Consider the following 20,144-nt stretch of genomic DNA (forward strand, 5'->3'; position numbering starts at 1 on the left):
CTTTCGGTGCTGGGGTTAGTCGGTGGTGGCTTCGATGGCGGCGCGGAGTCGGCGCAGGGTGTCGTCATCGAGTGGTGGCGGTGGTGGTGGCCTGTGCCGGTGGCGGCGTCGGGGGAGTTGGTAGACGGGTGCCTGGTCGTTGCTGACCCAGGGGACGCGGCGCGGCTGGTCGGTGGTGGTCTCGTCGGTCATGGGGCGGCTTAGCCTCGATCCACCGATCGGCTTTTGCGGTGTGGTGAAAAGTGTTGAGCACGTTCGGCCTGGGTGGCGGGCATGAGCCAGTTGCCGATCTCTGATGTCGGCTTGTTTCACCGGGTTTCGGGATCGAGGCTGTTGGGCCGGGGTGGTTAGGGCCAGGTTGGCGGTCTTCGGTGAATAGTGTTGTCGAACAACAGGTTCCATTCGGTTTCCCACGGCCATCGGGCGGGTAGGTGCATGGTGATGCGCCGGGCTGAGGACGCGATACGCGCCGGAATGCAGATCAGGGTGCGGCGGACCGTGGATGTGGTGGCTTTGGCCAGACGCCCGCCGCTGAGGCTGGCGGCAGCACGAGTCAGGTTGAACGCGATGACCGCACACACCAGCCAGGCGGCGTTCGCGCAGAACTTTCCCGACGGCAGATGCGCGAGCGCGGAGGCTTTGAGATCGGCGTGAACTTGTTCGATGACCGCGTGGGCGCGGTGGGTCTTGTCGGCGGTGACGGTGTCGAGGTCGCTGGTGGTGAAGAAGGCGTGGAATCGCCACACATCGAACAGGCCGTCGCCCTCGGGTCGGAAGTCGGGGATACGGCGCACCACCAGCCGCCCGGGAACCTGCAGCGCTTTGGCTTTGGAGGTGAACGCGGTGAACGCTATCTCGGCGACCTCGGCACGTGAGATCCACAGCCCGTAGCGGATCGCGAGCGGACGAAACACCGTTCGCAGGGTGGCGAGGCTGCCAAGCACCAACCACCCCGGCCCGCAGCCCGAACCGAGAAATCGCCGCTGACCAGGCACTACGCGAACTTCGTTGTTTTTTGCGCCATTACTACCGGGACCCCGACCTCGATGCCCAGCAGGTGCTCGAGAGTCTGGGTCATCGACCACTCGTGCTCGCTGGCGGCCGCCAAGACTTGGGGCAGGGCTTCGGCTGCGGCGTCGAGTTTGAGGACGGCGAGATGTCCGCGTAGTTGCTGGTAGACCGAGATCGCTGATTGTGACTGTGGCCCAACACTATTCGAAGAGTCCAGCCCAGCATTGTCGGTGTCGGTGTCGGTGTTGGTGTTGGTGGTCATGGGAGGTGGGTCCTGTTCTGTGCGGCGCGTTCGTACACGCTCATGTCGATGATCGATGCCTGCGGGCCGGTATCGTCGGTGTTGGTTGTGTTGTGGCGCAGTGTGTTTGCGGCGTCTCGGGCGGCCTGGCCGGGTGGGATACGTTCTTTGCGGCGATGCGGCCGACGGCTGCTGGAGGCGCCGGCTTTGGCCAGGGTCTCCAGCGCGACGACATGCCCGTGATCACGCACTTGGGCGCCCGACCCGGGCGTGGCGAGGCGGTGCCGCGCGATCACGATGCCCGAATCGGTGGCGATGTCGATGTGTCCGTCCCCGAGCCGCTCGCTCACGGTGACTTCACTCATCGCCACCTCCGGCGGCACCGAGTACTGGTTGCCGCGCCACGCCACCAGCGCCTGGCGCGATACCGTGCGCATCTCGGTGAGCGTGGCCGGATACGGAGCCGCTGGTGGGGCGCTGAGCGGTTCGCGAGCGGCCACCATGATCACACTCGCCCGACCATCAGAGGTCGGGCGCATCCGTGCATCCGAGCGGGTGCGGCAGAAGGTGTCGCAGCTGGTTTGCGCTTGTTCGGGTGTCGTCTCGTCGGGAAGGGTGCGCCACCAGCGTTGTGCAGCAGTGTGATTGGACTTCTCCACCACACCCTTGCGATTGCCTCTGCGAGGTGGGCACACATCGACCGAGACCCCGTAATACTTGGCCACGTCAGCGAACTCGGCGGTCAACGCGCCGGTCGACGGGTGGCAAACCGTCGCCATCCGGTCAAATCGCCACGACTTGGTGACCCCGCCGAGTCGGCGGGTGATGCGGTCGATCCCGGCGATCACCTGCGGGCGAGTCATATCCGGCGCCAGGTAGCCCCGCCATTTGCCGGAATGCGCCAACGACCCGACAAGCAGGAATGCTGTTGAACCCCAACCCCATTCGTCCGGCGGGTTCGGTAACTCCACCCAATCCCATTGCGTCTCCTCACCCGGCGGATGCTCGACGACCGCGTTCGCCCGCTCCGTCACCAGGGCGCACGCCTCACATGTCGGACGCAGGCCACGTTGCCGGATCTGGCGGGTCAATGTCGGATAGGACTGGGTGTAGCCGAGGTCCTCGAGTTCGTCGCACAACGTCCGTGACCACAGATGTGGGTCCTCAACCAGACGCGCGGTGACGTAGGCCAGGAACGGCTCGAACGGATCCGCCGCCGACTTCTTACGCTCGCCCGGGCTGCGCTCACCCTTGAGGTAGGCGCGAATGGTTTTCCTGTCGTGCCCGGTGTGGCGGGCGATCGCCGAGATCGTCCACCCCCGTTTGTGTAGTGCATGTACTTCCACATCGTTCTCCCGTGTCAACATGAAAGCGGGCCTCCCGAGATAGTTGGTGAGTGGTCAGAGACCATCAGCATCACGGGAGGCCCGCCTACTCTGGCGGTGCCACACGGGTGGGGAATTCAGATGAGCATCACTGGGGAATTTCGATGAGCGCCGTCATCATCGTCGTTGCGGCCTCATTCACCCTGAGCTTCACAGCACTGAGCGACCTCGCCCGCATGTCCGGGGCCATCCCGGACCGCCTGACCTGGCTCCTACCCGTCGTGATCGACGTCTTCATTCTGCAAGCCACCTGGTGCGTCTACGCCGCGACGACGCCGGCAAGCGATACCACTTCGCGATGCTGGCGATCTCCAGCACAGTCAGTGTCGCCGGCAATGCCGGCCACGCATTCCTGGCCAGCGACCAGGGGTCATGCACGGCCTGATGGCCGTGGCCATCGCCATCGTGGCGCCCCTGGCCCTGCTGGCAAGCATCCACGGCCTGGTCATGCACGTCTGGGCCGGCGGGGGAGTAACCGCGCACAACCGGACGCCGGACGTCGAGCATGACCCTGTGGACAGTGCACCCCATGCACACCCGCAGGTCAGCGCACCGACAGAGCCGCACCCGCAACACAACAATGCACAGGACGACGCAGACACCTCGCCACTGAGCCTCACGGACCTCGACGCACAGATCACCGACTCCGACCTCGACCTGGCCCGACTCGTGTGCAGCCGAGGTCGCAACGACGACCGTGTGGTCGCGCGCGTACTCGTCGCCGAACGACTCCGAGTCCACCGCGAGCAGACCGCCGACCTCACCGGCGTGCACAGAACCACGATCGGCCGTTGGCGCGACCTCGCGGCCGAGTGCACCGCCGACGCGTCGCCGCGCAGCGAGCGTGTGCACACAGCGGATCAGCCCGCACTCGCCCACGCCCACTGAGCACGCCAGGCAATCGTCTCGTGAGTACGCCGTGAATACATGAGTCGGCGGGGGTGCGTGTGGTCCCAGACTTCCCGTTCCAGGCACACCCCCACCTACCCGAACAGACTACACATGCATCGAACACCCATTCGAGAACCGGGGTTAGACTCTGTGCATGTTCGTGTGATGTATCGGGACATCGGTGACGTTTCTGCATCTGGACATTGGTGACACTTGGTGTGTCAGGACTTCGGTGACGGTGCGGTCTTCTTGGTGGGGCGTGGGCCGCGGGGTTGTCGATTTCCGACGTAGGTGATTCCTGGGGCGGGTCGGGGGTGTTCGACGAGGACTTCGCCTTCGGTGTTGGCGATGACGATTGTGTTGTCGTCGGTGACAACGAGGACCTGGTCGAAGGCGTGGTCCACATCGACCATGTAGGTGACTGCGTCCACGCTGATGGTGCCGGAGGTGCTGACAGTTCTGGCCAGGACGCCGTCGGGTAGGTCGGTGGGTTGCCGCTGTGCGGGCCGAGGGCGTGGTGTCGGCGGATCGAGCAACGGCCGACCGAATTTGGGGTGTGGCGCGTCGGCTTTCGGTGTTGCCTGCCAGGCGGTCAACGGTGTGACCCGCCCGGGCAGTCCTTGGTGAGGCCGCTCGGTGTTGTAGATGTGGTCGAACGCGTCGACCTGGGCCTGCAACTCGGCCAGGGTGTCGGCAAGTGGCTGTTTGTCCAGGTAGCGGAACAGTGTCTGGTGGAAGCGTTCGTTCTTGCCCTGCGTGGTGGGCTTGTAGGGCTTGCCGGTGATTGTTTCGACTCCGAGCGCGTGGGCGTGTTCGACGAGTTGACCGATGCGGCCGCGGCGTGAGGGGTTGAAAGCGGGCCCGTTGTCGGTGAGGAGTCGCTGGGGCACGCCGTGAGCGGTCACCGCCTTGTCGAACACCGCGATCGCGGCGTCGGAGGTCTCACCGGCGGCCACGTGGGAGCCCACGGCGTAGCGAGAGTGATCGTCGATCAGTTGCAGGATGACGCACGTACGTCCGCCGGTCAGAACGTATTCGGTGCCGTCGAGTTGCCAGCACGCATTCGGTGCGGGATAGACGAACCGCCGCCACGCCGAGCGGGGCTTCTTTTTCGGTTCACGCCGGGCTACTCCGGCATCGCGGAAGATGCGGGCCAGCGATGCTGTCGAGGGGACCTGTGCCATGCCCATCGACCGCATCTTGTCGTGCACGCTGATCGGTCCGTGGTCCAGACCCGACCTTTCCAAGGCGGCGCGCACCGCCACCGCTTGTGACTTGACCTCGTCACTGAGCGCTGACGGGCTCGACTTTGGGCGGCGGGTCCGCGGTTCGAGGGCTGCCGCGGGCCCCTCGACTTTGGCGCGTTTACGCAGCTCGTAGAACGACTTTCGAGAAATTCCGTGTTCGACGCAGAATGTTGAGACCGCTCCGCGGGGTGCATCATCAGGCCACTGCGAGATAGCTAGCCGGACGACAGGGTCGATAGGTTCATTAACAGCCACCGTCTGAGCGTTGAATGCGGCACGTGAGCTGACCCGAGGATGGCGGTTCGATCGGAGCCCAACCGGTTGCTTGTCGTGGACACCAACGCGAAAGCGCAAGCCTGCTTCCAGGTCGGCCACCTTGTTGCCTGCATCGACGTGTGTCAATATTGACGCGTGTCGAATAAGAATCTCCTGCTGCCACCCGGCCGCGGCCTCAGTAGCGACGAGACCGAGGCTGTCACCCCACTGTTGAAGGCACTCGCTGATCCGGTTCGACTGCGGTTGCTGTCGGAGGTCGCTGCGCATCCGGGCGGCGAGGCGTGCGTGTGCGACATCTCCGGGCCGTTCGAGCTGTCGCAGCCGACGATCTCGCACCATCTGAAGGTGCTGCGCCAGGCGGGTCTGGTGACCAGCGAGCGCCGCGCGACCTGGGTGTACTACCGGGTGAACACCGAAGCGCTGCAACAACTGTCGGGCCTGCTGGGCGATCTCGCCACGGTCGTGGGGGAAACGCGGTCGTGTGAGGCCGACCAGTGACCGCCACCGACACCGCGGTCGCGGGCAAGTTGTCGACGCTGGACCGGTTTCTGCCGGTGTGGATCGGCGCCGCGATGGTCGCCGGACTGCTGCTCGGTCGAGTCGTCCCCGGCCTGGGTGACACTTTGGCGGCGGTCGAGCTCGACGGCATCTCGCTGCCGATCGCCCTCGGATTGCTGATCATGATGTATCCGGTGCTGGCCAAGGTGCGCTACGACCGACTCGACTCGGTCACCGGTGATCGTCGCCTGCTACTCGGGTCGTTGGCGTTGAACTGGATCATCGGACCGGCGTTGATGTTCGCGCTGGCCTGGCTCCTGCTCCCGGATCTGCCGGAGTACCGGACCGGACTGATCATCGTCGGCCTGGCCCGATGCATCGCGATGGTCATCATCTGGAACGACCTGGCGTGCGGCGACCGCGAAGCCGCTGCTGTTCTCGTCGCACTGAACTCGGTGTTCCAGGTGGTCATGTTCGCCGTGCTGGGTTGGTTCTACCTCTCGGTGTTGCCCGGATGGCTGGGCCTGGAGCAGACCACCATCGACACCTCGCCGTGGCAGATCGCGAAGTCGGTGCTGATCTTCCTCGGTATACCCCTGGTCGCAGGCTTCCTCACCCGCCGCATCGGCGAGCGAACCAAAGGCCGCGACTGGTACGAGTCCTCGTTCCTGCCGCGTCTCGGGCCGTGGGCCCTTTACGGGTTGCTGTTCACCATCGTCATCCTGTTCGCGTTGCAAGGTGAGCAGATCACGTCGCAGCCGTGGGACGTCGTGCGGATCGCTCTGCCGCTGCTGATCTACTTCGCGGTGATGTGGGGCGGTGGGTTCGTGCTCGGGGCCGCGATGGGGCTGGGGTATGCGCGAACCACCACGCTGGCGTTCACCGCCGCGGGCAACAACTTCGAGCTCGCCATCGCCGTCGCGATCGCCACCTACGGTGCAACATCCGGCCAGGCCCTGGCCGGAGTCATCGGACCACTCATCGAGGTCCCCGTCCTCGTCGCCCTCGTGTACGTGTCCCTGGCACTGCGGAAACGCTTCACCACCCCAACCACTGCCTCCAGCCCGGATGTGTCGAAGGAGCCGGCTCGCGATGCCTGAGGATCTGTTGGACGAGCAGCTAAGTCGCAGTGAACACCGCGCGCAGCCCGAACTGTTGATGCCCCATGCCGTGCTCGCCCGTACCGCCGCTGACCTGGCCGCCAAGTATGAGGGGGTGGTGTCTCGCCAGACGGTGGAACGCTGTGTGTTCGAGTCCTACACCGCCTTACGGCGCACCTCCCGGGTGCATGCGCACCTGACGACCTTGGCGGGCAGGTTCGCGGCTGATCGGTTACGCGCCCTGGCCCAGTCCGATGGATCGGTGCCCAAGGATGTGCCCGAAGTTCTGTTCGTCTGCGTCCAGAACGCCGGCCGCTCACAGATGGCCGCCGGATTGTTGACCCACCACGCCGCCGGGCGGGTACACGTGCGCTCCGCCGGGTCAGCCCCCGCGCACTCGATCAACCCGACCGTCGTCGAAGCAATGACCGAGATCGGCGTCGACATGGGCACGCAGTACCCCAAACCGCTCACCGACGATGTAGTCGCCGCCGCCGACGTGGTCGTAGCCATGGGTTGCGGCGACGCGTGTCCGATCTATCCCGGCAAACGCTATCTGGACTGGACGGTCGCGGACCCCCAGGGCCGTCCCCTCGACGAGGTTCGCGCGATCCGCGACGATCTTGACGCCCGAGTTCGTGGTCTTCTCACCGAACTCACCACCGAACGTGTGTGACGTATCTGATGTTCCTTCACAGCTGAAAGGGCTTGTGTCTCATGTCTACATCTCGACCTAGGGTGCTATTTGTGTGTGTCCACAACGCTGGCCGCTCGCAGATGGCCGCCGGTTTCCTCACCGCCTTGAGCCAGGGCAGCGTCGAGGTCCGCTCCGCCGGATCTGCTCCCGCCGACTCCATCAACCCGGCCGCGGTCGAGGCGATGGCTGAAGTCGGTATCGACATCTCCGCACAGTCACCGAAGATCCTCACCCCCGACACCGTCGAATCCTCCGACGTCGTGATCACCATGGGCTGTGGCGATGCGTGCCCGGTGTTCCCCGGCGTCAGCTACCGGGACTGGGCTCTCGACGACCCAGCCGGCCAAGGCATCGACGCGGTCCGCCCCATCCGCGATCAGATCCGCGGACTCGTCGCGAACCTCCTCGACGAACTGGTACCCGCCGACCAGCAGGTCGGCCAATGAGCACACCACCGCAGGTGTTGTTCGTGTGCGTGTCCAACCGCGGCAAATCGGTGATGGCCGAACACCTCACACCGACAGTCACCGACCGGATCACCCCATCCTCAGCCGGCACCAACGCGAAAATCGGCGGCCAGGTCAACGAACTGTCCGCCCAGGTACTCGCCGAAGTCGGCGCCGACGTCGTCGGACATCAGCCGCGGCAACTCACCGATGAACTGATGCAAGCCGTGGACCTGGTCGTGGTGGTCGGCACCGCCGAGGTCACCCCACCCGACGGCGTCGCCCTCGAAGTGTGGGACACCGACGAACCCTCCGGACGGGGCATCGACGGTATCGAACGAATGCGGCTGATCCGCGACGACATCACCAACCGGATCCGCGCCCTCGCCGACCGCATCGCGCGGTAGGCGAGAACGCGAACCGAGGCTGTCAGCAGCAGGCTGTGCGCGCCTCGGCCTGGTCTGCGGCGTTGCCGCCGCAGCACACCGAACCCTGCTCGGCGTCCTCGGTGGCGTTCTGTTCCAACAGTTTCGGGCTGGTCCCGAACGTCTCGGAGTCAGCCAGCACGGTGTAGACCTCCCACTTCTCCTTCGCCGGCCCGGTCACCCACACCTTGTCCTGCGTCGCGAAACAACAGGTGGAGTTGATCTCCTCCTGGGTGAACAGACCCTCCCCGGACAACCGGGCGATCTCGGCGTGCACCTTCTCGCTCGACTCGACCTCGACGCCGAGATGGTTGATCGTGCCGCCCTGGCCGGGATTCTCCAGCAGCACCAGCTTCAGTGGCGGCTCGACGATCGCGAAGTTGGCGTATCCCGGCTTGCGCTTGGCCGGGGTGGTGTTGAACAGCTTGGAGTAGAACTCGATCGCGGTATCGAGATCATCGACATTGAGCGCGAGCTGCATACGGGACATGACCATCACCTTCACCTGTGAGACATATATCGAACTACTGACACCTGCAGGGTGCCACCTTTTCGACATATGTCAAGTACCAGGGTATGGTCGGGTCATGCCGAAGGCCCTGCCGATGGTCGACATCAGTGCCCCGATCTGCTGTGCGCCCGTGTCGGCGGCCCCTCTCGATGACGACACCGCCCTAGAAATCGCTCTGCGGCTCAAGGCGCTGGCCGATCCGGTCCGGATCAAACTCGTCTCGATTCTGCTCACTGACACCGGTGAGGGGATCTGCACCTGCGACCTCGCGACCGCGGTCAGCCTCACCGAGGCCACCACGAGCCACCACCTGGGGCAGCTCCGCAAGGCCGGCATGGTCGCACCTGACCGACGAGGGATGAACGTCTACTACCGTGCCCGGCCAGAGTCGTTGGAAGCGCTGCGCAGCGTTCTCAGCGCCATCACGGGGTGCTGCTGAACCGTCGCAGGCGCGGTCAGTTGAGCACCTGCGTCAGGCCCCCCTCATAGGCAACCGCGCCACGCAACGCAAGGCACATAGCGGTGCGTGGCGGAAACCAAATGAAGAAGTGTCACCACCAAGACCCCTCACTCTGTCACCTATGGCCTGATGCAGAACTGTCACCGATGTCTTGCGAGATGACACTGATGGCATGTTCGACCACTGGCCCGACACCCGAACACTACGCGTGGTCGACCCACCGAGGCCCGTGCTGATCGACATGGCGATCGCTGACCCGTCCTGCGGACGCTCGTATGCCGCCGGTGGGGGAGTGTCACTGCGAGTCCGCGCATCCGGTGCCCGGATCGAACCCACCATGAACGCGCTTCTCTTAGCGTGGCTCCAAACTTCAAACGGCCTCTGGCGCGGGATATGTCAGATGCCAGTCGAGAGCGCCAACCGCGTCTCCTCGGCCACGATCACCATGTGGGTGCCGCCCGAGGCGCTGCAACCGAGACAGGACGCCGCCGAGCGATGACCGAGAACAACGATGCCGGGGCCGGGCCCACCAATCGCGTCGCACCTAAACGCGGTCGCGTCGCGATAGGGGAGCTGACGTTGATCGTGCGGCCGGCCGGTAGGCCGGCAGACGTCCGGGTCTACACCGACAATGAGGCGACCGAGGCTCAGGCGTACGCCGACGAGGTTGGCGGACAGGTCGAACGACTCGGGGAAGCCACGAGCTGACTCCGCTGGCGCTGCGCTGCCGCCCTCCCCGGCGGGTCGGTTGCCACAGGGCCATCGTGGTTGCGTTGTGCAGGTGGGCGATTCGCAGCCCGGGGTTTTGTCGGTACGCAAGCCTTTCCACGAAGGATGCCGCCAGGCGAGGCGAGGGGCCGGGCGAGTGCCCGGCCCCCTCGCTGGGGCTAGCTGAGGATGTCTACAACGAGATGGGCTGTTGCGATGAGGATCTGGATGATCCCGAGGATGACCATCGCTTCCATTTTCACCCCCTTCCGAAGGTCTGAGTGGCTGAACCACGTGGGCCCTGGGTGCGGATATAGCTCCGCCTGGACCTGTGACCACAATCAGACCCTCAGAGTTGGAGGGAAGCCCTCATAGAAAGAGGGATGTGAAACTTAGCACGTCACATGCCGGAGATCAATAGGTTTCCCAGGAGAATTTGGTGCGAGCGATGTGCGCTTGCCTGCGAGGGCCCTGGTGCCCCCGGTCAGACTCGAACTGACACTGGACGGGTTTTGAATCCGTTGCCTCACCGCGCGCCGTATGTCGGATCAGGAGCGGCGTTGTGCGGTCCACTGCCAGTCCGGGAACTCGGCCTCGATGCGGCGGATCCGCTCGGTGGCGAGCTGACCTCTACGGTAGTCGGCGCGGCGGTTGGCGACCCACTGTCCGATCGCGAATCCTTCGATCACCGCCCGATTTCGGGCGTTGCTGGTGCCGTGCGCGGCGACATACCGATGCAGGTGCGCGATCCCGACCTCGAATGCGGCGGCCGCCGCCGTGGCCTGAGGCGACCACTGCCAGTCAGGAAACTCGCGCTCAAACACCTCGATCCGCTCCGCCGACAGTCGGCCTTTGCGGTAGTCGGCGCGACGATTCGTCACCCACTGTCCGAGGGCGAATCCGTCGAACACCTCATGCTGACTCACGGTGCTCGTCCCATGTGCGGCGACGTAGCGGCGCAGATGCGCCAGGCCGACGTCGAACTGCGCGTCGCGCACACTCCACTGCCAGTCCGGGAACTCGGTCGCGAGCCGTTCGATCCGCTCGGCCGACAGTCGGCCCTTGCGGTAGTCGGTGCGTCTGCTGGCCACCCACACGTCGATCGGGAACCCGTCGATCCTTGCGCCGCGCGGGGGAGAGCTCGAACCCTGTGCGGCGACGTAGCGATGCAGATGCGCGAGCCCGACCTCGAACCGTCGGTCATCAGGACCACCCATTACAGGCCACCGATCGTGCCCTGAGTCGAGCTGGTTCGGATGGTCCACTGCCAGTCCGGGAACTCGGTCTCGATACGGCGGATCCGCTCGGCCGACAACCGGCCTTTGCGGTAGTCGGCGCGGCGGCTCTGGATCCAGGTGCCGATCGGGAATCCGTCGATCACATCACGCCGGGGGGCGTTGGGGGTGCCGTGCGCGGCGACATACCGATGCAGGTGCCCGATCCCGGTCTCGAACGCGGCCGCGAATACTGCGGTCTGAGGGGTCCATTGCCAGTCAGGGAATTCGCGCTCAAACACCTCGATCCGCTCCGCAGACAGTCGGCCTGTGCGGAAGTCGGCGCGACGATCCCTCGTCCACTGCCCCAACGGGAATCCGTCGACCACCTCGTCGTAACCCACGCGGCTCGTCCCATGGGTGGCGACGTAGCGGCGCAGATGCGCCAGGCCGACGTCGAACATCGCCTCCCGTACGTTCCACCGCCAGTCCGGGAACTCGGTCTCGATACGGCGGATCCGCTCGGCCGATAACCGGCCCCTGCGGTACTCGGTGCGCCGGCTGCCGACCCAACTCCCGATCAGAAATCCGTCGATCGTCGAACCGTGCGGCGGCGAGCTCGAACCGTGCGCGGCGACGTAGCGATGCAGATGCGCGAGCCCGGCCTCGAACCGCTCCTCATAACTACTCATTCGAAGCTCTCCAGCTCACTCGATCAGCACCCCGGATCAGCGTCATCGGTTCCAGTCCTAGAAGTACACGGAACGGACGATCACGAACGAGATCGCAGCGGCAACGCTGGGCAGCACGAAGATCGCTGCCAAGATCGCCACGAAACGGACGGTTGTGGCCGTCGACCGCATCGCCTGGCCGATCGTTTTCCATGCGTACTTCGACCACGTGTGCGGCGGCCACGGTGGCGGTGTGCTCGCAGTCATGATTTCGCCTCCTGGGCAGCCTTTTTGGACTTCTTGCGTTCGTTCAACCTGCGCTTGCGCCGCGCTACGCGTCGTCGCGCCGCCCTCTCCTCGGTGCTGAAAACACCCGTCAACCCATAGTGGTGATGCTTGACGTACCCGAGCTTCGCGGACAGGTCTTCCTCCCACCGCAGTCGCTCCTCTATCAGGCCAGCGGCCATCAGCTCCTGGATACCCTTTGTCACCGTCTTGCCTGAGATCCCGTACCAGTCCTGCATCTTCTCCCGGAGGAGCTCGACGTCAGGCTTCTTCGTTGTCTCCTTCAAGACGATCAGCAGCACCGCGAGGGCGGCAGGACTCAGCGTCGCGAAGTGCTGCTCTGTCCAGAACTCATGAGGGAGGGTGAAGTAGGCGTTGTACCAATCCTTCTTCTGACCAGCCGATGCAACGTAGTCGTCCTTCCCGTCCTCGCGACGCGGGACGATGCGGGTCAGTCGCCCTTCCCTTTTACGTTCGACCAGTCCCAGTTCCTCGAGCTCGCCCCACGTTCGCGACAACGTAGACGGCGACCAGGTGAGCGCGTTCGCTGTCCCCGGCCCCTCCGCGGTCAGTGCGCGAACCCACACCTCGGCCGCCAGCGGAGTGTGTCGCAAGGAGAGCCACGGCCACCACGTCAGCAGCAGCAGATAGAGGACCAGCGCGCGGTGATGCCGACCCTTCGTCAGCACGCCCACCGTGCTCGGCCGCGGCTTCGTCTCATCAGGCTGTTGGACGAGGACAAACCGGTTGACTGAGTACCTGCGCGGCGACCAAGAGAGCAACTTCTCCCGCGTCGCACCTGGGCTCGGTGCGGGTGGGGGAGGCGAGGGGACCGTGCCAGATCCAGACGCCGGAATTTGCTTGTCCATGAGCGTCAGCTTGCCACGAAACGGGAACCTATCGAATCCGGATCGGAAGCCTGCCGATTGCGGTGCCGTTCCATCTCATAGGGAATGCGATACTTAGTGCGATGCTAAGTGCGACACTTATGCGACGCTGATGCGAGATGCCACACCTCGATTTTGCAGATACGCGTAGTCGCTTGTTTCGCGACAAGACCATTGAGGTGATCTCAGATTTCTGTCGATCCGGCGTTGGTAACCCGGCGGATTGGGCATGTAGGCGTCCGGCGGTGCGCTTCGCGACTCGCTATCAGTGCGAGGAGCCGGTCGCCGATCCGTAGCTGATGTAGAGGCGGCGGGATCGTGTTGCGGTGGGAACCTCGGCAACGCGGCCGCGTCGAGCTGGCGACCTGGCCCTCATCGTGCGGGCGGCCACCCGGCCAACCCGCCGGGAGCTCCGTACTACACCGCTGATGAGCTCGACGAGGCCCAGGCCCAGGCCCAGGCGCACGCCGACCAGACCGGAGGACGGGTCGACCGGCTCGCGTAAGTCGTAAACCCGTCTCCGGTGCGCTCTGCCGCCCTCCCTCGACGGTCGGTTGCCGCAGAAGTGGCGTCGTCACGTCCGGTAGCCGTCTCGACGTTTTCAGGCCGCGTCGGACCCCTCGCATAAGGTTGTTCCCCATGCTGACAGCCTGGGCCGACGAAAGCGGGTCGCGGCCGGACATGGACCCCGGCGCGTACTTGATGTCGGCCGCCCTGTGCGATGAAGAAGACGTAGACGCCCTCCGTCACAGGATGGAAGCTCTACGCCTAGCCGAGCCTAAAGTGCACTGGCACGGCAGCAGCGAACAACGCCGAACTGAGCTCGTCACTGCGGTCGCGCAGCTCCCTCTGACCGGGTTCGTTGTTGTGCACGTTGACAAGGACTCCTCGGATCGGCGACACCGACGAAAGTGTATGGAGTTCCTACTCCCACATCTCGCTGATATGCCGTGCTCCACGATCACTCTCGAATCACGCGGTCAACAGGACGCCAGCGATATGGACATGCTGCAAAAGCTCCGCGCGCAACGCGCCGTGGCCTCGACACTGCGGATCGATCATGCTGTCGGTCGTAACGAACCGGCCCTGTGGGTTGCCGATATCGTGTGCGGCGCCGTCGTGCAACATCGCTGCGGCCGCGGGGACTACCTCGACATACTCGGCGCCGGAGTCGAAATACACACCATCGGCCCCTAAAAGACCGCGAGCCACAGGCCTCGTCGTCCGGCGAGTAATCCTGTGGCTCACTTCCAAACCCACCGCAATGGGCTGGCTACGGCTCCGATTGTAGCCTCACTACGTGGCTACACGCCACCCACGCCCGACGCCGTGAAGGCTTGTCACACCCTGTCCCTCCAGCGCTCGTTCGCCGACTGCCGTGTCATCCCGGCCGCTGCCCCGATGTCAGCCCATGACCGGCCCAAACGGCGAGCCCTAGCCACCGCGACGTCGAGTCGCGCGTCAGCCTCCCTGCGGGCATCCGCGGCGGCGCGGATCTCGGCCTCGACATCGAGAGGGTCGAGATGGTCACGCTGCCACACCGCGCGTGCGGCCTCCGCGACCTCAGGCCGATCGTCGGCATCGACGTCGCTGTCGGGGGCGAACACGCGATGCCGGGCGAGGTCCTCGAGGGACGCTGAGGGCACCCGCGCCCACTGCACCGGATCGGTCCAGGTCGACACCGCGGAACTGGACCGGCTGGCGCAATCGCACCGCAACAACCAGCCGACAATCTCGGCCGACGGCCGACGACGATCATCGTTCGGCCGCCGCTAGGCGCGGTAGAAGCCCCACGTTGCCGGAGGCCTTGAACTACGTCGATGGTAGTAGTGCCACAGTGGTAGTAGTGCCACAACGGTGCAGCGCCCCTGAGCACAACCATGGACCAACCGAAGGACGGCTGTCTACCGGTTACGGCCTCGAATAGCACTTCATTCTTTGGAGCCGATCGCCGCTGTCCTCCGTGATCTGGGCCGTGCAGACCGGGACGACGGTCAGAGGCCGAATGCGCCGCCGCTGACGAGGATGACGATTCCGAGAACGATCAGCACGAGCGGGAACAGGATGTGTTCCCACCGTTCCAAGATCTCGGCGATGGCCTTGCGGGTGGTGAGGAACTTCGCGGTGAACACCAGCACGGCGACCAAGAGCAGGAACACGACCGAGTAGGCGACGATCGCCGCTGTACCCACGGTCGCGAAGACCGGGACGTAGACGCCGATGTTGTCGCCGCCGTTGGCGAAGGTCACCGCCGCCACCGTCCAGACCGCGACCTTCTTGCCCTCGAACCGTTCATCGTCGTCGCCGTTGTTGCGCCATGCTCTCCAGGCGGCGAGCAGACCGAGCAGCAGAGGAATGAGCCCGAAGTAGGCGATGGCTTCTTCGGGCAGCAGCGCCGTGACTCCCAGCGCTACGAGGACCGACGCGGCGAGGATCGCTCCGAAACCGAGATATTGTCCGGTCGCGATGGCGGCCGTTGTTCCGCGGGTTCCCGCGCCGCGGGCGAAGAACAGCGAAAGCACGATGATGTCGTCGATGTTGGTCACCAGGAAGAGTCCGATGGCCTGCAGGATCGAGGTAACCATTCCGGCGGATGCCCTTTCTCTGGGAGTGCACTGCTGCTCGGCTGACACGCAGTTGTGTCGCGTGCCGTAGCCGCTGTCATGGGAGTGGCTATTTCAGTTTCGATCACGCGCCGGTGATGTCGGCGCGGGCGCAGGAGTGTGGTTGGGGAGTTTGGCGGCGATGGCCGCGGCCAGTAGTGCGCTGATGGCGGCGCTGGCAAGGAACACTGCGGACATGGCGTGGCTGTAGGCGTGGGCGCTGGACGCGGCCAGATCGGCGCCCGCTGGGCCGGGAATCTGGGTCGCGGCAAGTTGCGCTCCGGCGATGTTGTCACGCGCCGCGCTGACCACTGGTTCGGGCAGGCCGCTCAGGTGGGGGTCGAGGTCGCGGGTGTAAACGACGGTGAGCAGGGTGCCCAGGATCGCGACGCTGAACGCGGCACCGACCTGTCGAATGGCCATCAGCAACCCAGCTCCTGCGGCGCTGCGATGCTCGGGCAGGCTCGCCATGACCGCGTCGACAGCCGGCGCCAACGCCAGCCCGGCTCCCAGGCCCACGGTCGCCAGGCACACCGCGACGAAGCCGTAGCCGGAGTCGACGGTGATGCGGGATGCGAGCACGAATCCGGCCGCGGCGATCACCATGCCGGTGGCGATCGGGATTTTGGCGCCGAGTCGGGTCACGATCTTGTCCACAGCGGCTGCGGCGACGATGATCGCCAGCACCAGAGGCACCAAGCGCAGGCCGGTGCCGAAGGCGTCGTGGTAGCGCAGTATCTGCAGGTATTGCGGCAGCACGAACAGCACGCCGACCAGGGTGAAGGTGCCCGCGGTTGCGGCCAGGGTGGGCCAGGTGAAGGCCGGGTTGGTGAACAGTGCCAGATCGACCAATGGGTCGCGGGCACGGCTTTCCCACACCAGAAATCCCGCGATCAGCCACACACCGGCCGCCAGAGCCGCGAGCACGACGGGATCGGTCCACCCGTACGCGGGAGCCTGGATGATGCCGAATACCAGCGCCGCCGTACCGGGCACGGCGGTGAGGATCCCGAGCCAGTCCAACGCCGGTGCATGCGGGTCGACCGATTCGGGCAACAGCACCACACAGGCAACCAGGGCGGCGACACCGACCGGGACGTTGATCAGAAACACCGAGCCCCACCAGAAATGCTGCAGCAGCCAGCCACCGACGATCGGCCCCAGCGGCAACCCGACACCCAGTGCACCGACCCACACCGCGATCGCGCGGCGACGCTGGTCGGGGCCGAACAGGGTCGGCAGGATCCCCAGCGACAGCGGCACGATGATCGCGGCCCCGATGCCCATGACCGCGCGGGCGGCGATCAGCGAGCCGGTGGACCCGCTGAAAGCGGCCCAGGCCGAGGCGGCGACGAAGGCGACCAAACCTATCAGCAGCAGCCGTTTGCGACCGTAGCGGTCACCGAAGCCGCCGGCGGGCAGCATGAGCGCGGCGAAGACCAGGGTGTAGGCGTTGACGATCCACTGCAACTGGGTGGTGCTCGCGCCGAGGTCTTGGGCCAGGGTGGGCAGGGCGACGTTGAGAACCATCAGGTCCAGCCCGACGGTGAGCAGGGCGACGACCAGCGCCGCCAGCCCTGCCCACCGACGTGACGGGCCCGGCTCAGTCCCGGTCGTCGGCGTGGTGTTCGGGTGAGAGTGGTTCTCGCTCATCGGAGTTTCCGATCAGAGTGGCGATGATGAGGGCGGTCGCGCCGAGCACGATGAAGGTGTCGGCGAGGTTGAAGGTGGGCCACCAGCCGGTGTGCAGGTAGTCGGTGACCACACCGTCGGGGGCCCGGTCGATGACGTTGGCGGCGGCACCGCCCAGGATCGCGGCGAGCGCGACGCGGGTGAGCAGGTTCGCGCGCGGCGCGACCACCCATCCGCCGACCGCGACCGCGGTGGTGATCACCGTGGTGAGCGTGAGCATCACCCAGCTCGGTGCGTCGGCGGCGATCGAGAACGCCGCTCCCGGGTTGAACGCCAACTTAAGGTCCACCGGACCCGCCTCGATCGGGGCCCCGGCCAGCGTGGTCTGCGCCCACGCTTTGAGCGTGAGGTCGATACCGGCCAGCGCGGCCGCGGCAGCGACCCACCGCAGTCGCCGCCCCCACCGCGACACGGTGGGAGCAGACGACGCGGTGGCGGTCACGCGGGCGCTCCGGCCAGTACCGGTGCGGGCTTTGCCGCCGAATCGGTCAGCGAGGCCAGGGGTTTGGTGCGTCCGGCGCGGACACCGTTGGCGATGACGACGATCTCGGCGAGTTCGTGCACCAGCACCACCGCCGCCAACCCGAGAATCCCGAACAGCGCGAGCGGGATCAAGATCGTGATCAACCCCAACGACAAACCGACGTTTTGCAACATGATCCGGCGAGCCCGACGAGCGTGCTCGAGAGCCCGCGGCAGGTGCCGCAGGTCCTCACCCATCAACGCCACATCCGCGGTTTCGATAGCGACATCGGTGCCCATCGCGCCCATCGCCACACCGAGGTCGGCGGTTGCCAGTGCGGGGGCGTCGTTGACGCCGTCGCCGACCATCGCGGTGAACCGGTCGCTGCGCAGTTCGCCCACGATGTGGGCCTTGTCCTCCGGGCGCAGATCCGCGTGCACGTCCTCGATCCCCGCCTCAGCGGCCAGAGCGGCGGCGGTGCGGGCGTTGTCACCGGTGAGCATCGAGACCCGGATTCCCAGCGCGTGCAATCGGTCGATGACCTCGTGTGCCTCGGGCCGCAGTTCGTCGCGCACAGCGATCGCACCGATCACCTGGCCGTCGAGCTCGATCAGCACCGCGGTCGCCCCCGCGTGCTGCATCCGTTCCACATCGGCGGCCAGAACACCCGGTTCGATCCAGCCCGGACGGCCCAGCCGCGCCCGGCGTCCGTCGACGCGGCCGGTCAACCCGGCACCGGTGACCGCCTCGACGTCGGTGGCGGGAGTGACGGTGTCGACGGCGGCGAGGATGGCGCGGGCGAGGGGATGTTCACTGCGCGATTCCAGCGCGGCCGCGACCGCCAGCACCCGGTCCCCGTGCACACCGCCGGTGGCGGCGATCTCGACGACGGCAGGCTTGTTCGCCGTCAGCGTGCCGGTCTTGTCCAGCGCGACCTCGCGCACCCGGCCCATCGCCTCGAGTGCGGCACCGCCCTTGACCAGCACACCCAGCTTGCTCGCCGCACCGATCGCGGCGACCACGGTCACCGGCACCGAGATCGCCAGCGCGCACGGTGAGGCGGCGACCAGCACCACCAGCGCACGTTCGATCCAGGTGACCGGATCCCCGAAGAGCGCGCCAATCACCGCGATGGCTGTGGCGGCGATCATGATGCCGGGCACCAGCGGTTTGGCGATCTTGTCGGCCAAGCGTTGAGCGTCGCCCTTGCGGGCCTGCTCGGCCTCCACGATCCGCACGATCCGTGCCAGGGAGTTGTCCTCGGCGGTCGTGGTGACCTCGACGGTCAGCACACCGGTGCCGTTGATCGCCCCGGCGAACACCTCCGCGCCCGGCCCGGCTTCCACCGGTACCGATTCGCCGGTGATCGCCGAAACATCCAGCGCGCTACGCCCGTCGACGATCACCCCGTCGGTCGCGACCCGCTCACCGGGGCGCACCAGCATCCGATCCCCGACGCGCAGCTCGGCAGGGGCGATGACGGTTTCGGTGCCGTCGCGTAGCACGGTGGCCCGGTCCGGTACCAGGTTCAACAGGGCGCGCAGCCCGCGGCGGGTGCGCGCGACCGCGTACTCCTCGAGGCCCTCGCTGATGGAGAACAGGAACGCCAGCATGGCGGCTTCGCCGACCTCGCCGAGGATCACCGCGCCGATCGCGGCGATCGTCATCAGCGTGCCGACACCGATCTTGCCCTTGGCCAGCCGTTTGAGCGTGGAGGGGACGAAGGTGTATGCACCGACGAGCAGTGCGGCGATCTCCAACCCCAACTCGACGGCGCGTGGGCCGCCGGTCCAGCCGACGATCAGTGCCGCGACCAGCAGCACTCCGGCGACCGCGGCGACGCGCAGTTCACTGACTTCCCAGAGCTTTTCGGGTTCGCGTTCCTCGGCCTCGCCGTCACCGGCGGGTTCGTCGTGGCCGCAGCCGCATGCGTCGCTCATGCTCGTACCTCCGCGCTCTCCGTCTCGGTGGTGGAGTCGGTGCCGTAGTTCGGGCACAACGCCACCGCATTGCCTGTCGCCGCGAGCAAGGTCTCTGCCGAGGCGAGTAGGTCCATCAACTCCGGGCGGGCCAGGCTGTAGAACACCTGCCGCCCTTGCGGGCGGCCCACGACCAGCCCGCAGTCGCGCAGGCACGCTACGTGCGCCGATACCGTTGACTGAGCCAGTCCGAGCCCGGCCATCAGGTCCAAGACCCGCGCTTCCCCGCACGCCAGCCGGTGCACGATCGCCAACCGTGTCGCATCGGAGAGGCTGTGGAACAGGGCCACCGCCGGATCCAACCCCTGCGTCTCGACGAGGCAACCCCCGCCGTCATTAATCGCCATAAAGCGATGATAGCGGCGAAAGCTATTGATATCGAGTGAGAGTGTGATTAATCTCGTTTCAACGATTACATCGTGATATGGCGATCAATTCGTGGTCGCTACGGAGG

At 65.9% G+C, this 20,144-nt stretch carries 24 protein-coding genes, 1 tRNA gene and 2 pseudogenes; 10 read left to right on the forward strand and 17 right to left on the reverse strand.

Annotated features, from left to right (window positions below):
• Positions 1-15: 15 nt before the first annotated feature.
• The 4 genes and pseudogenes from LK459_RS12115 to LK459_RS12130 form a co-directional block, all read right to left on the reverse strand.
• Positions 16-192: a hypothetical protein gene (locus LK459_RS12115; protein WP_157227934.1), complete on the reverse strand. Its 177-nt coding sequence runs from the start codon at positions 190-192 to the stop codon at positions 16-18.
• 155 nt (positions 193-347) lie between these two features.
• A pseudogene (locus LK459_RS12120) lies at positions 348-881 on the reverse strand (transposase); the annotation flags it as partial.
• Positions 882-1,039: 158 nt separating this feature from the next.
• Positions 1,040-1,273: pseudogene (locus tag LK459_RS12125) on the reverse strand (IS21-like element helper ATPase IstB); the annotation flags it as partial.
• Complete coding sequence (locus tag LK459_RS12130; protein ID WP_005180194.1) at positions 1,270-2,619, reverse strand: Mu transposase domain-containing protein; 1,350 nt, start codon at positions 2,617-2,619, stop codon at positions 1,270-1,272. The gene LK459_RS12130 and the pseudogene LK459_RS12125, both read right to left, overlap by 4 nt.
• A 122-nt stretch (positions 2,620-2,741) precedes the next feature.
• Between LK459_RS12130 and LK459_RS12135 the strand changes: the two genes are divergently transcribed.
• On the forward strand, positions 2,742-3,146 hold the full coding sequence (locus tag LK459_RS12135; RefSeq protein ID WP_227918562.1) for a DUF2637 domain-containing protein: 405 nt from the start codon (positions 2,742-2,744) through the stop codon (positions 3,144-3,146).
• Between the two features lie 4 nt (positions 3,147-3,150).
• Entirely contained in the window at positions 3,151-3,525 is a 375-nt protein-coding gene (locus LK459_RS12140) for a hypothetical protein (protein ID WP_227918563.1), read from the forward strand.
• A gap of 224 nt (positions 3,526-3,749) precedes the next feature.
• Here the strand turns inward: LK459_RS12140 and LK459_RS12145 are convergent, their stop codons facing one another.
• Complete coding sequence (locus LK459_RS12145) at positions 3,750-5,030, reverse strand: integrase core domain-containing protein (RefSeq protein ID WP_174299167.1); 1,281 nt, start codon at positions 5,028-5,030, stop codon at positions 3,750-3,752.
• A 156-nt stretch (positions 5,031-5,186) separates the two neighbouring features.
• Here LK459_RS12145 and LK459_RS12150 point away from each other — a divergent pair, with 156 nt between their 5' ends.
• The 5 genes from LK459_RS12150 to LK459_RS12170 are packed head-to-tail and all read left to right on the forward strand — an operon-like array spanning position 5,187 to position 8,199.
• Positions 5,187-5,549 (forward strand): ArsR/SmtB family transcription factor, encoded by a 363-nt coding sequence (locus tag LK459_RS12150; RefSeq protein WP_005179499.1) that lies wholly within the window; start codon positions 5,187-5,189, stop codon positions 5,547-5,549.
• Positions 5,546-6,649 (forward strand): ACR3 family arsenite efflux transporter, encoded by a 1,104-nt coding sequence (arsB, locus tag LK459_RS12155; protein WP_005179505.1) that lies wholly within the window; start codon positions 5,546-5,548, stop codon positions 6,647-6,649. The genes LK459_RS12150 and arsB overlap by 4 nt, the downstream gene beginning before the upstream one ends.
• Complete coding sequence (locus tag LK459_RS12160; protein WP_005179509.1) at positions 6,642-7,325, forward strand: arsenate reductase ArsC; 684 nt, start codon at positions 6,642-6,644, stop codon at positions 7,323-7,325. The genes arsB and LK459_RS12160 overlap by 8 nt, the downstream gene beginning before the upstream one ends.
• A 41-nt stretch (positions 7,326-7,366) precedes the next feature.
• On the forward strand, positions 7,367-7,792 hold the full coding sequence (locus tag LK459_RS12165) for an arsenate reductase ArsC (RefSeq protein ID WP_012834432.1): 426 nt from the start codon (positions 7,367-7,369) through the stop codon (positions 7,790-7,792).
• Positions 7,789-8,199 carry an arsenate-mycothiol transferase ArsC gene (locus LK459_RS12170; protein ID WP_005179518.1) on the forward strand — a complete coding sequence of 137 codons (411 nt, stop codon included), beginning with the start codon at positions 7,789-7,791 and terminating at the stop codon, positions 8,197-8,199. Before LK459_RS12165 ends, LK459_RS12170 begins: the two co-directional genes overlap by 4 nt.
• A gap of 22 nt (positions 8,200-8,221) precedes the next feature.
• Here the strand turns inward: LK459_RS12170 and LK459_RS12175 are convergent, their stop codons facing one another.
• A complete protein-coding gene (locus tag LK459_RS12175) occupies positions 8,222-8,707 on the reverse strand; it encodes an ArsI/CadI family heavy metal resistance metalloenzyme (protein ID WP_005179519.1) in 486 nt (161 codons plus the stop codon).
• A gap of 97 nt (positions 8,708-8,804) precedes the next feature.
• Here LK459_RS12175 and LK459_RS12180 point away from each other — a divergent pair, with 97 nt between their 5' ends.
• Positions 8,805-9,167 (forward strand): Rv2640c family ArsR-like transcriptional regulator, encoded by a 363-nt coding sequence (locus LK459_RS12180; protein WP_005179521.1) that lies wholly within the window; start codon positions 8,805-8,807, stop codon positions 9,165-9,167.
• Positions 9,168-9,683: 516 nt separating this feature from the next.
• Entirely contained in the window at positions 9,684-9,896 is a 213-nt protein-coding gene (locus tag LK459_RS12185) for a hypothetical protein (RefSeq protein WP_005179525.1), read from the forward strand.
• A 472-nt stretch (positions 9,897-10,368) separates the two neighbouring features.
• Here the strand turns inward: LK459_RS12185 and LK459_RS12190 are convergent.
• The 5 genes from LK459_RS12190 to LK459_RS12210 form a co-directional block, all read right to left on the reverse strand.
• Positions 10,369-10,490: transfer RNA gene (locus LK459_RS12190), tRNA-Leu, on the reverse strand.
• Positions 10,445-11,113, reverse strand: coding sequence for a helicase associated domain-containing protein (locus LK459_RS12195; RefSeq protein WP_005179528.1), 669 nt, complete (start codon positions 11,111-11,113; stop codon positions 10,445-10,447). The genes LK459_RS12190 and LK459_RS12195 overlap by 46 nt, the downstream gene beginning before the upstream one ends.
• Positions 11,113-11,802 (reverse strand): helicase associated domain-containing protein, encoded by a 690-nt coding sequence (locus tag LK459_RS12200; RefSeq protein WP_005179533.1) that lies wholly within the window; start codon positions 11,800-11,802, stop codon positions 11,113-11,115. Before LK459_RS12200 ends, LK459_RS12195 begins: the two co-directional genes overlap by 1 nt.
• Positions 11,803-11,859: 57 nt before the next feature.
• A complete protein-coding gene (locus tag LK459_RS12205) occupies positions 11,860-12,048 on the reverse strand; it encodes a hypothetical protein (RefSeq protein ID WP_005179548.1) in 189 nt (62 codons plus the stop codon).
• On the reverse strand, positions 12,045-12,755 hold the full coding sequence (locus tag LK459_RS12210; protein WP_227918567.1) for a helix-turn-helix transcriptional regulator: 711 nt from the start codon (positions 12,753-12,755) through the stop codon (positions 12,045-12,047). The genes LK459_RS12205 and LK459_RS12210 overlap by 4 nt, the downstream gene beginning before the upstream one ends.
• Before the next feature lie 837 nt (positions 12,756-13,592).
• On the opposite strand from LK459_RS12210, the gene LK459_RS12215 reads away from it, so the two are divergent.
• Positions 13,593-14,150, forward strand: a complete 558-nt coding sequence (locus LK459_RS12215; protein ID WP_005179554.1) for a hypothetical protein — start codon at positions 13,593-13,595, stop codon at positions 14,148-14,150.
• Positions 14,151-14,293: 143 nt separating this feature from the next.
• Here the strand turns inward: LK459_RS12215 and LK459_RS12220 are convergent, their stop codons facing one another.
• The 6 genes from LK459_RS12220 to LK459_RS12245 form a co-directional block, all read right to left on the reverse strand.
• Positions 14,294-14,635 carry a hypothetical protein gene (locus tag LK459_RS12220; protein ID WP_005179558.1) on the reverse strand — a complete coding sequence of 114 codons (342 nt, stop codon included), beginning with the start codon at positions 14,633-14,635 and terminating at the stop codon, positions 14,294-14,296.
• Between the two features lie 312 nt (positions 14,636-14,947).
• Complete coding sequence (locus LK459_RS12225) at positions 14,948-15,538, reverse strand: cadmium resistance transporter (protein ID WP_005179560.1); 591 nt, start codon at positions 15,536-15,538, stop codon at positions 14,948-14,950.
• A 93-nt stretch (positions 15,539-15,631) separates the two neighbouring features.
• Positions 15,632-17,209 carry a DHA2 family efflux MFS transporter permease subunit gene (locus tag LK459_RS12230; protein WP_005179563.1) on the reverse strand — a complete coding sequence of 526 codons (1,578 nt, stop codon included), beginning with the start codon at positions 17,207-17,209 and terminating at the stop codon, positions 15,632-15,634.
• Positions 17,160-17,690, reverse strand: coding sequence for a signal peptidase II (lspA, locus tag LK459_RS12235; RefSeq protein WP_005179567.1), 531 nt, complete (start codon positions 17,688-17,690; stop codon positions 17,160-17,162). The genes LK459_RS12230 and lspA overlap by 50 nt, the downstream gene beginning before the upstream one ends.
• Entirely contained in the window at positions 17,687-19,651 is a 1,965-nt protein-coding gene (locus LK459_RS12240) for a heavy metal translocating P-type ATPase (protein WP_005179568.1), read from the reverse strand. The genes lspA and LK459_RS12240 overlap by 4 nt, the downstream gene beginning before the upstream one ends.
• Positions 19,648-20,037, reverse strand: a complete 390-nt coding sequence (locus tag LK459_RS12245; RefSeq protein ID WP_005179570.1) for an ArsR/SmtB family transcription factor — start codon at positions 20,035-20,037, stop codon at positions 19,648-19,650. Before LK459_RS12245 ends, LK459_RS12240 begins: the two co-directional genes overlap by 4 nt.
• Between the last annotated feature and the right edge of the window lie 107 nt (positions 20,038-20,144).

The organism is Gordonia otitidis (genome assembly GCF_020735545.1).
GTDB classification, from domain to species: Bacteria; Actinomycetota; Actinomycetes; order Mycobacteriales; family Mycobacteriaceae; genus Gordonia; species Gordonia otitidis.

What these genes read in the sequence shown, in the direction of transcription:
- LK459_RS12115 (WP_157227934.1), bottom strand. Translation starts at nt 192, where the DNA reads ATGACCGACGAGACCACCACCGACCAGCCGCGCCGCGTCCCCTGGGTC.
- LK459_RS12130 (WP_005180194.1), bottom strand. Translation starts at nt 2,619, where the DNA reads ATGTTGACACGGGAGAACGATGTGGAAGTACATGCACTACACAAACGG.
- LK459_RS12135 (WP_227918562.1), top strand. Translation starts at nt 2,742, where the DNA reads ATGAGCGCCGTCATCATCGTCGTTGCGGCCTCATTCACCCTGAGCTTC.
- LK459_RS12160 (WP_005179509.1), top strand. Translation starts at nt 6,642, where the DNA reads ATGCCTGAGGATCTGTTGGACGAGCAGCTAAGTCGCAGTGAACACCGC.
- LK459_RS12165 (WP_012834432.1), top strand. Translation starts at nt 7,367, where the DNA reads ATGTCTACATCTCGACCTAGGGTGCTATTTGTGTGTGTCCACAACGCT.
- LK459_RS12170 (WP_005179518.1), top strand. Translation starts at nt 7,789, where the DNA reads ATGAGCACACCACCGCAGGTGTTGTTCGTGTGCGTGTCCAACCGCGGC.
- LK459_RS12175 (WP_005179519.1), bottom strand. Translation starts at nt 8,707, where the DNA reads ATGTCCCGTATGCAGCTCGCGCTCAATGTCGATGATCTCGATACCGCG.
- LK459_RS12180 (WP_005179521.1), top strand. Translation starts at nt 8,805, where the DNA reads ATGCCGAAGGCCCTGCCGATGGTCGACATCAGTGCCCCGATCTGCTGT.
- LK459_RS12185 (WP_005179525.1), top strand. Translation starts at nt 9,684, where the DNA reads ATGACCGAGAACAACGATGCCGGGGCCGGGCCCACCAATCGCGTCGCA.
- LK459_RS12195 (WP_005179528.1), bottom strand. Translation starts at nt 11,113, where the DNA reads ATGGGTGGTCCTGATGACCGACGGTTCGAGGTCGGGCTCGCGCATCTG.
- LK459_RS12200 (WP_005179533.1), bottom strand. Translation starts at nt 11,802, where the DNA reads ATGAGTAGTTATGAGGAGCGGTTCGAGGCCGGGCTCGCGCATCTGCAT.
- LK459_RS12205 (WP_005179548.1), bottom strand. Translation starts at nt 12,048, where the DNA reads ATGACTGCGAGCACACCGCCACCGTGGCCGCCGCACACGTGGTCGAAG.
- LK459_RS12215 (WP_005179554.1), top strand. Translation starts at nt 13,593, where the DNA reads ATGCTGACAGCCTGGGCCGACGAAAGCGGGTCGCGGCCGGACATGGAC.
- LK459_RS12225 (WP_005179560.1), bottom strand. Translation starts at nt 15,538, where the DNA reads ATGGTTACCTCGATCCTGCAGGCCATCGGACTCTTCCTGGTGACCAAC.
- LK459_RS12230 (WP_005179563.1), bottom strand. Translation starts at nt 17,209, where the DNA reads ATGAGCGAGAACCACTCTCACCCGAACACCACGCCGACGACCGGGACT.
- LK459_RS12240 (WP_005179568.1), bottom strand. Translation starts at nt 19,651, where the DNA reads ATGAGCGACGCATGCGGCTGCGGCCACGACGAACCCGCCGGTGACGGC.
- LK459_RS12245 (WP_005179570.1), bottom strand. Translation starts at nt 20,037, where the DNA reads ATGGCGATTAATGACGGCGGGGGTTGCCTCGTCGAGACGCAGGGGTTG.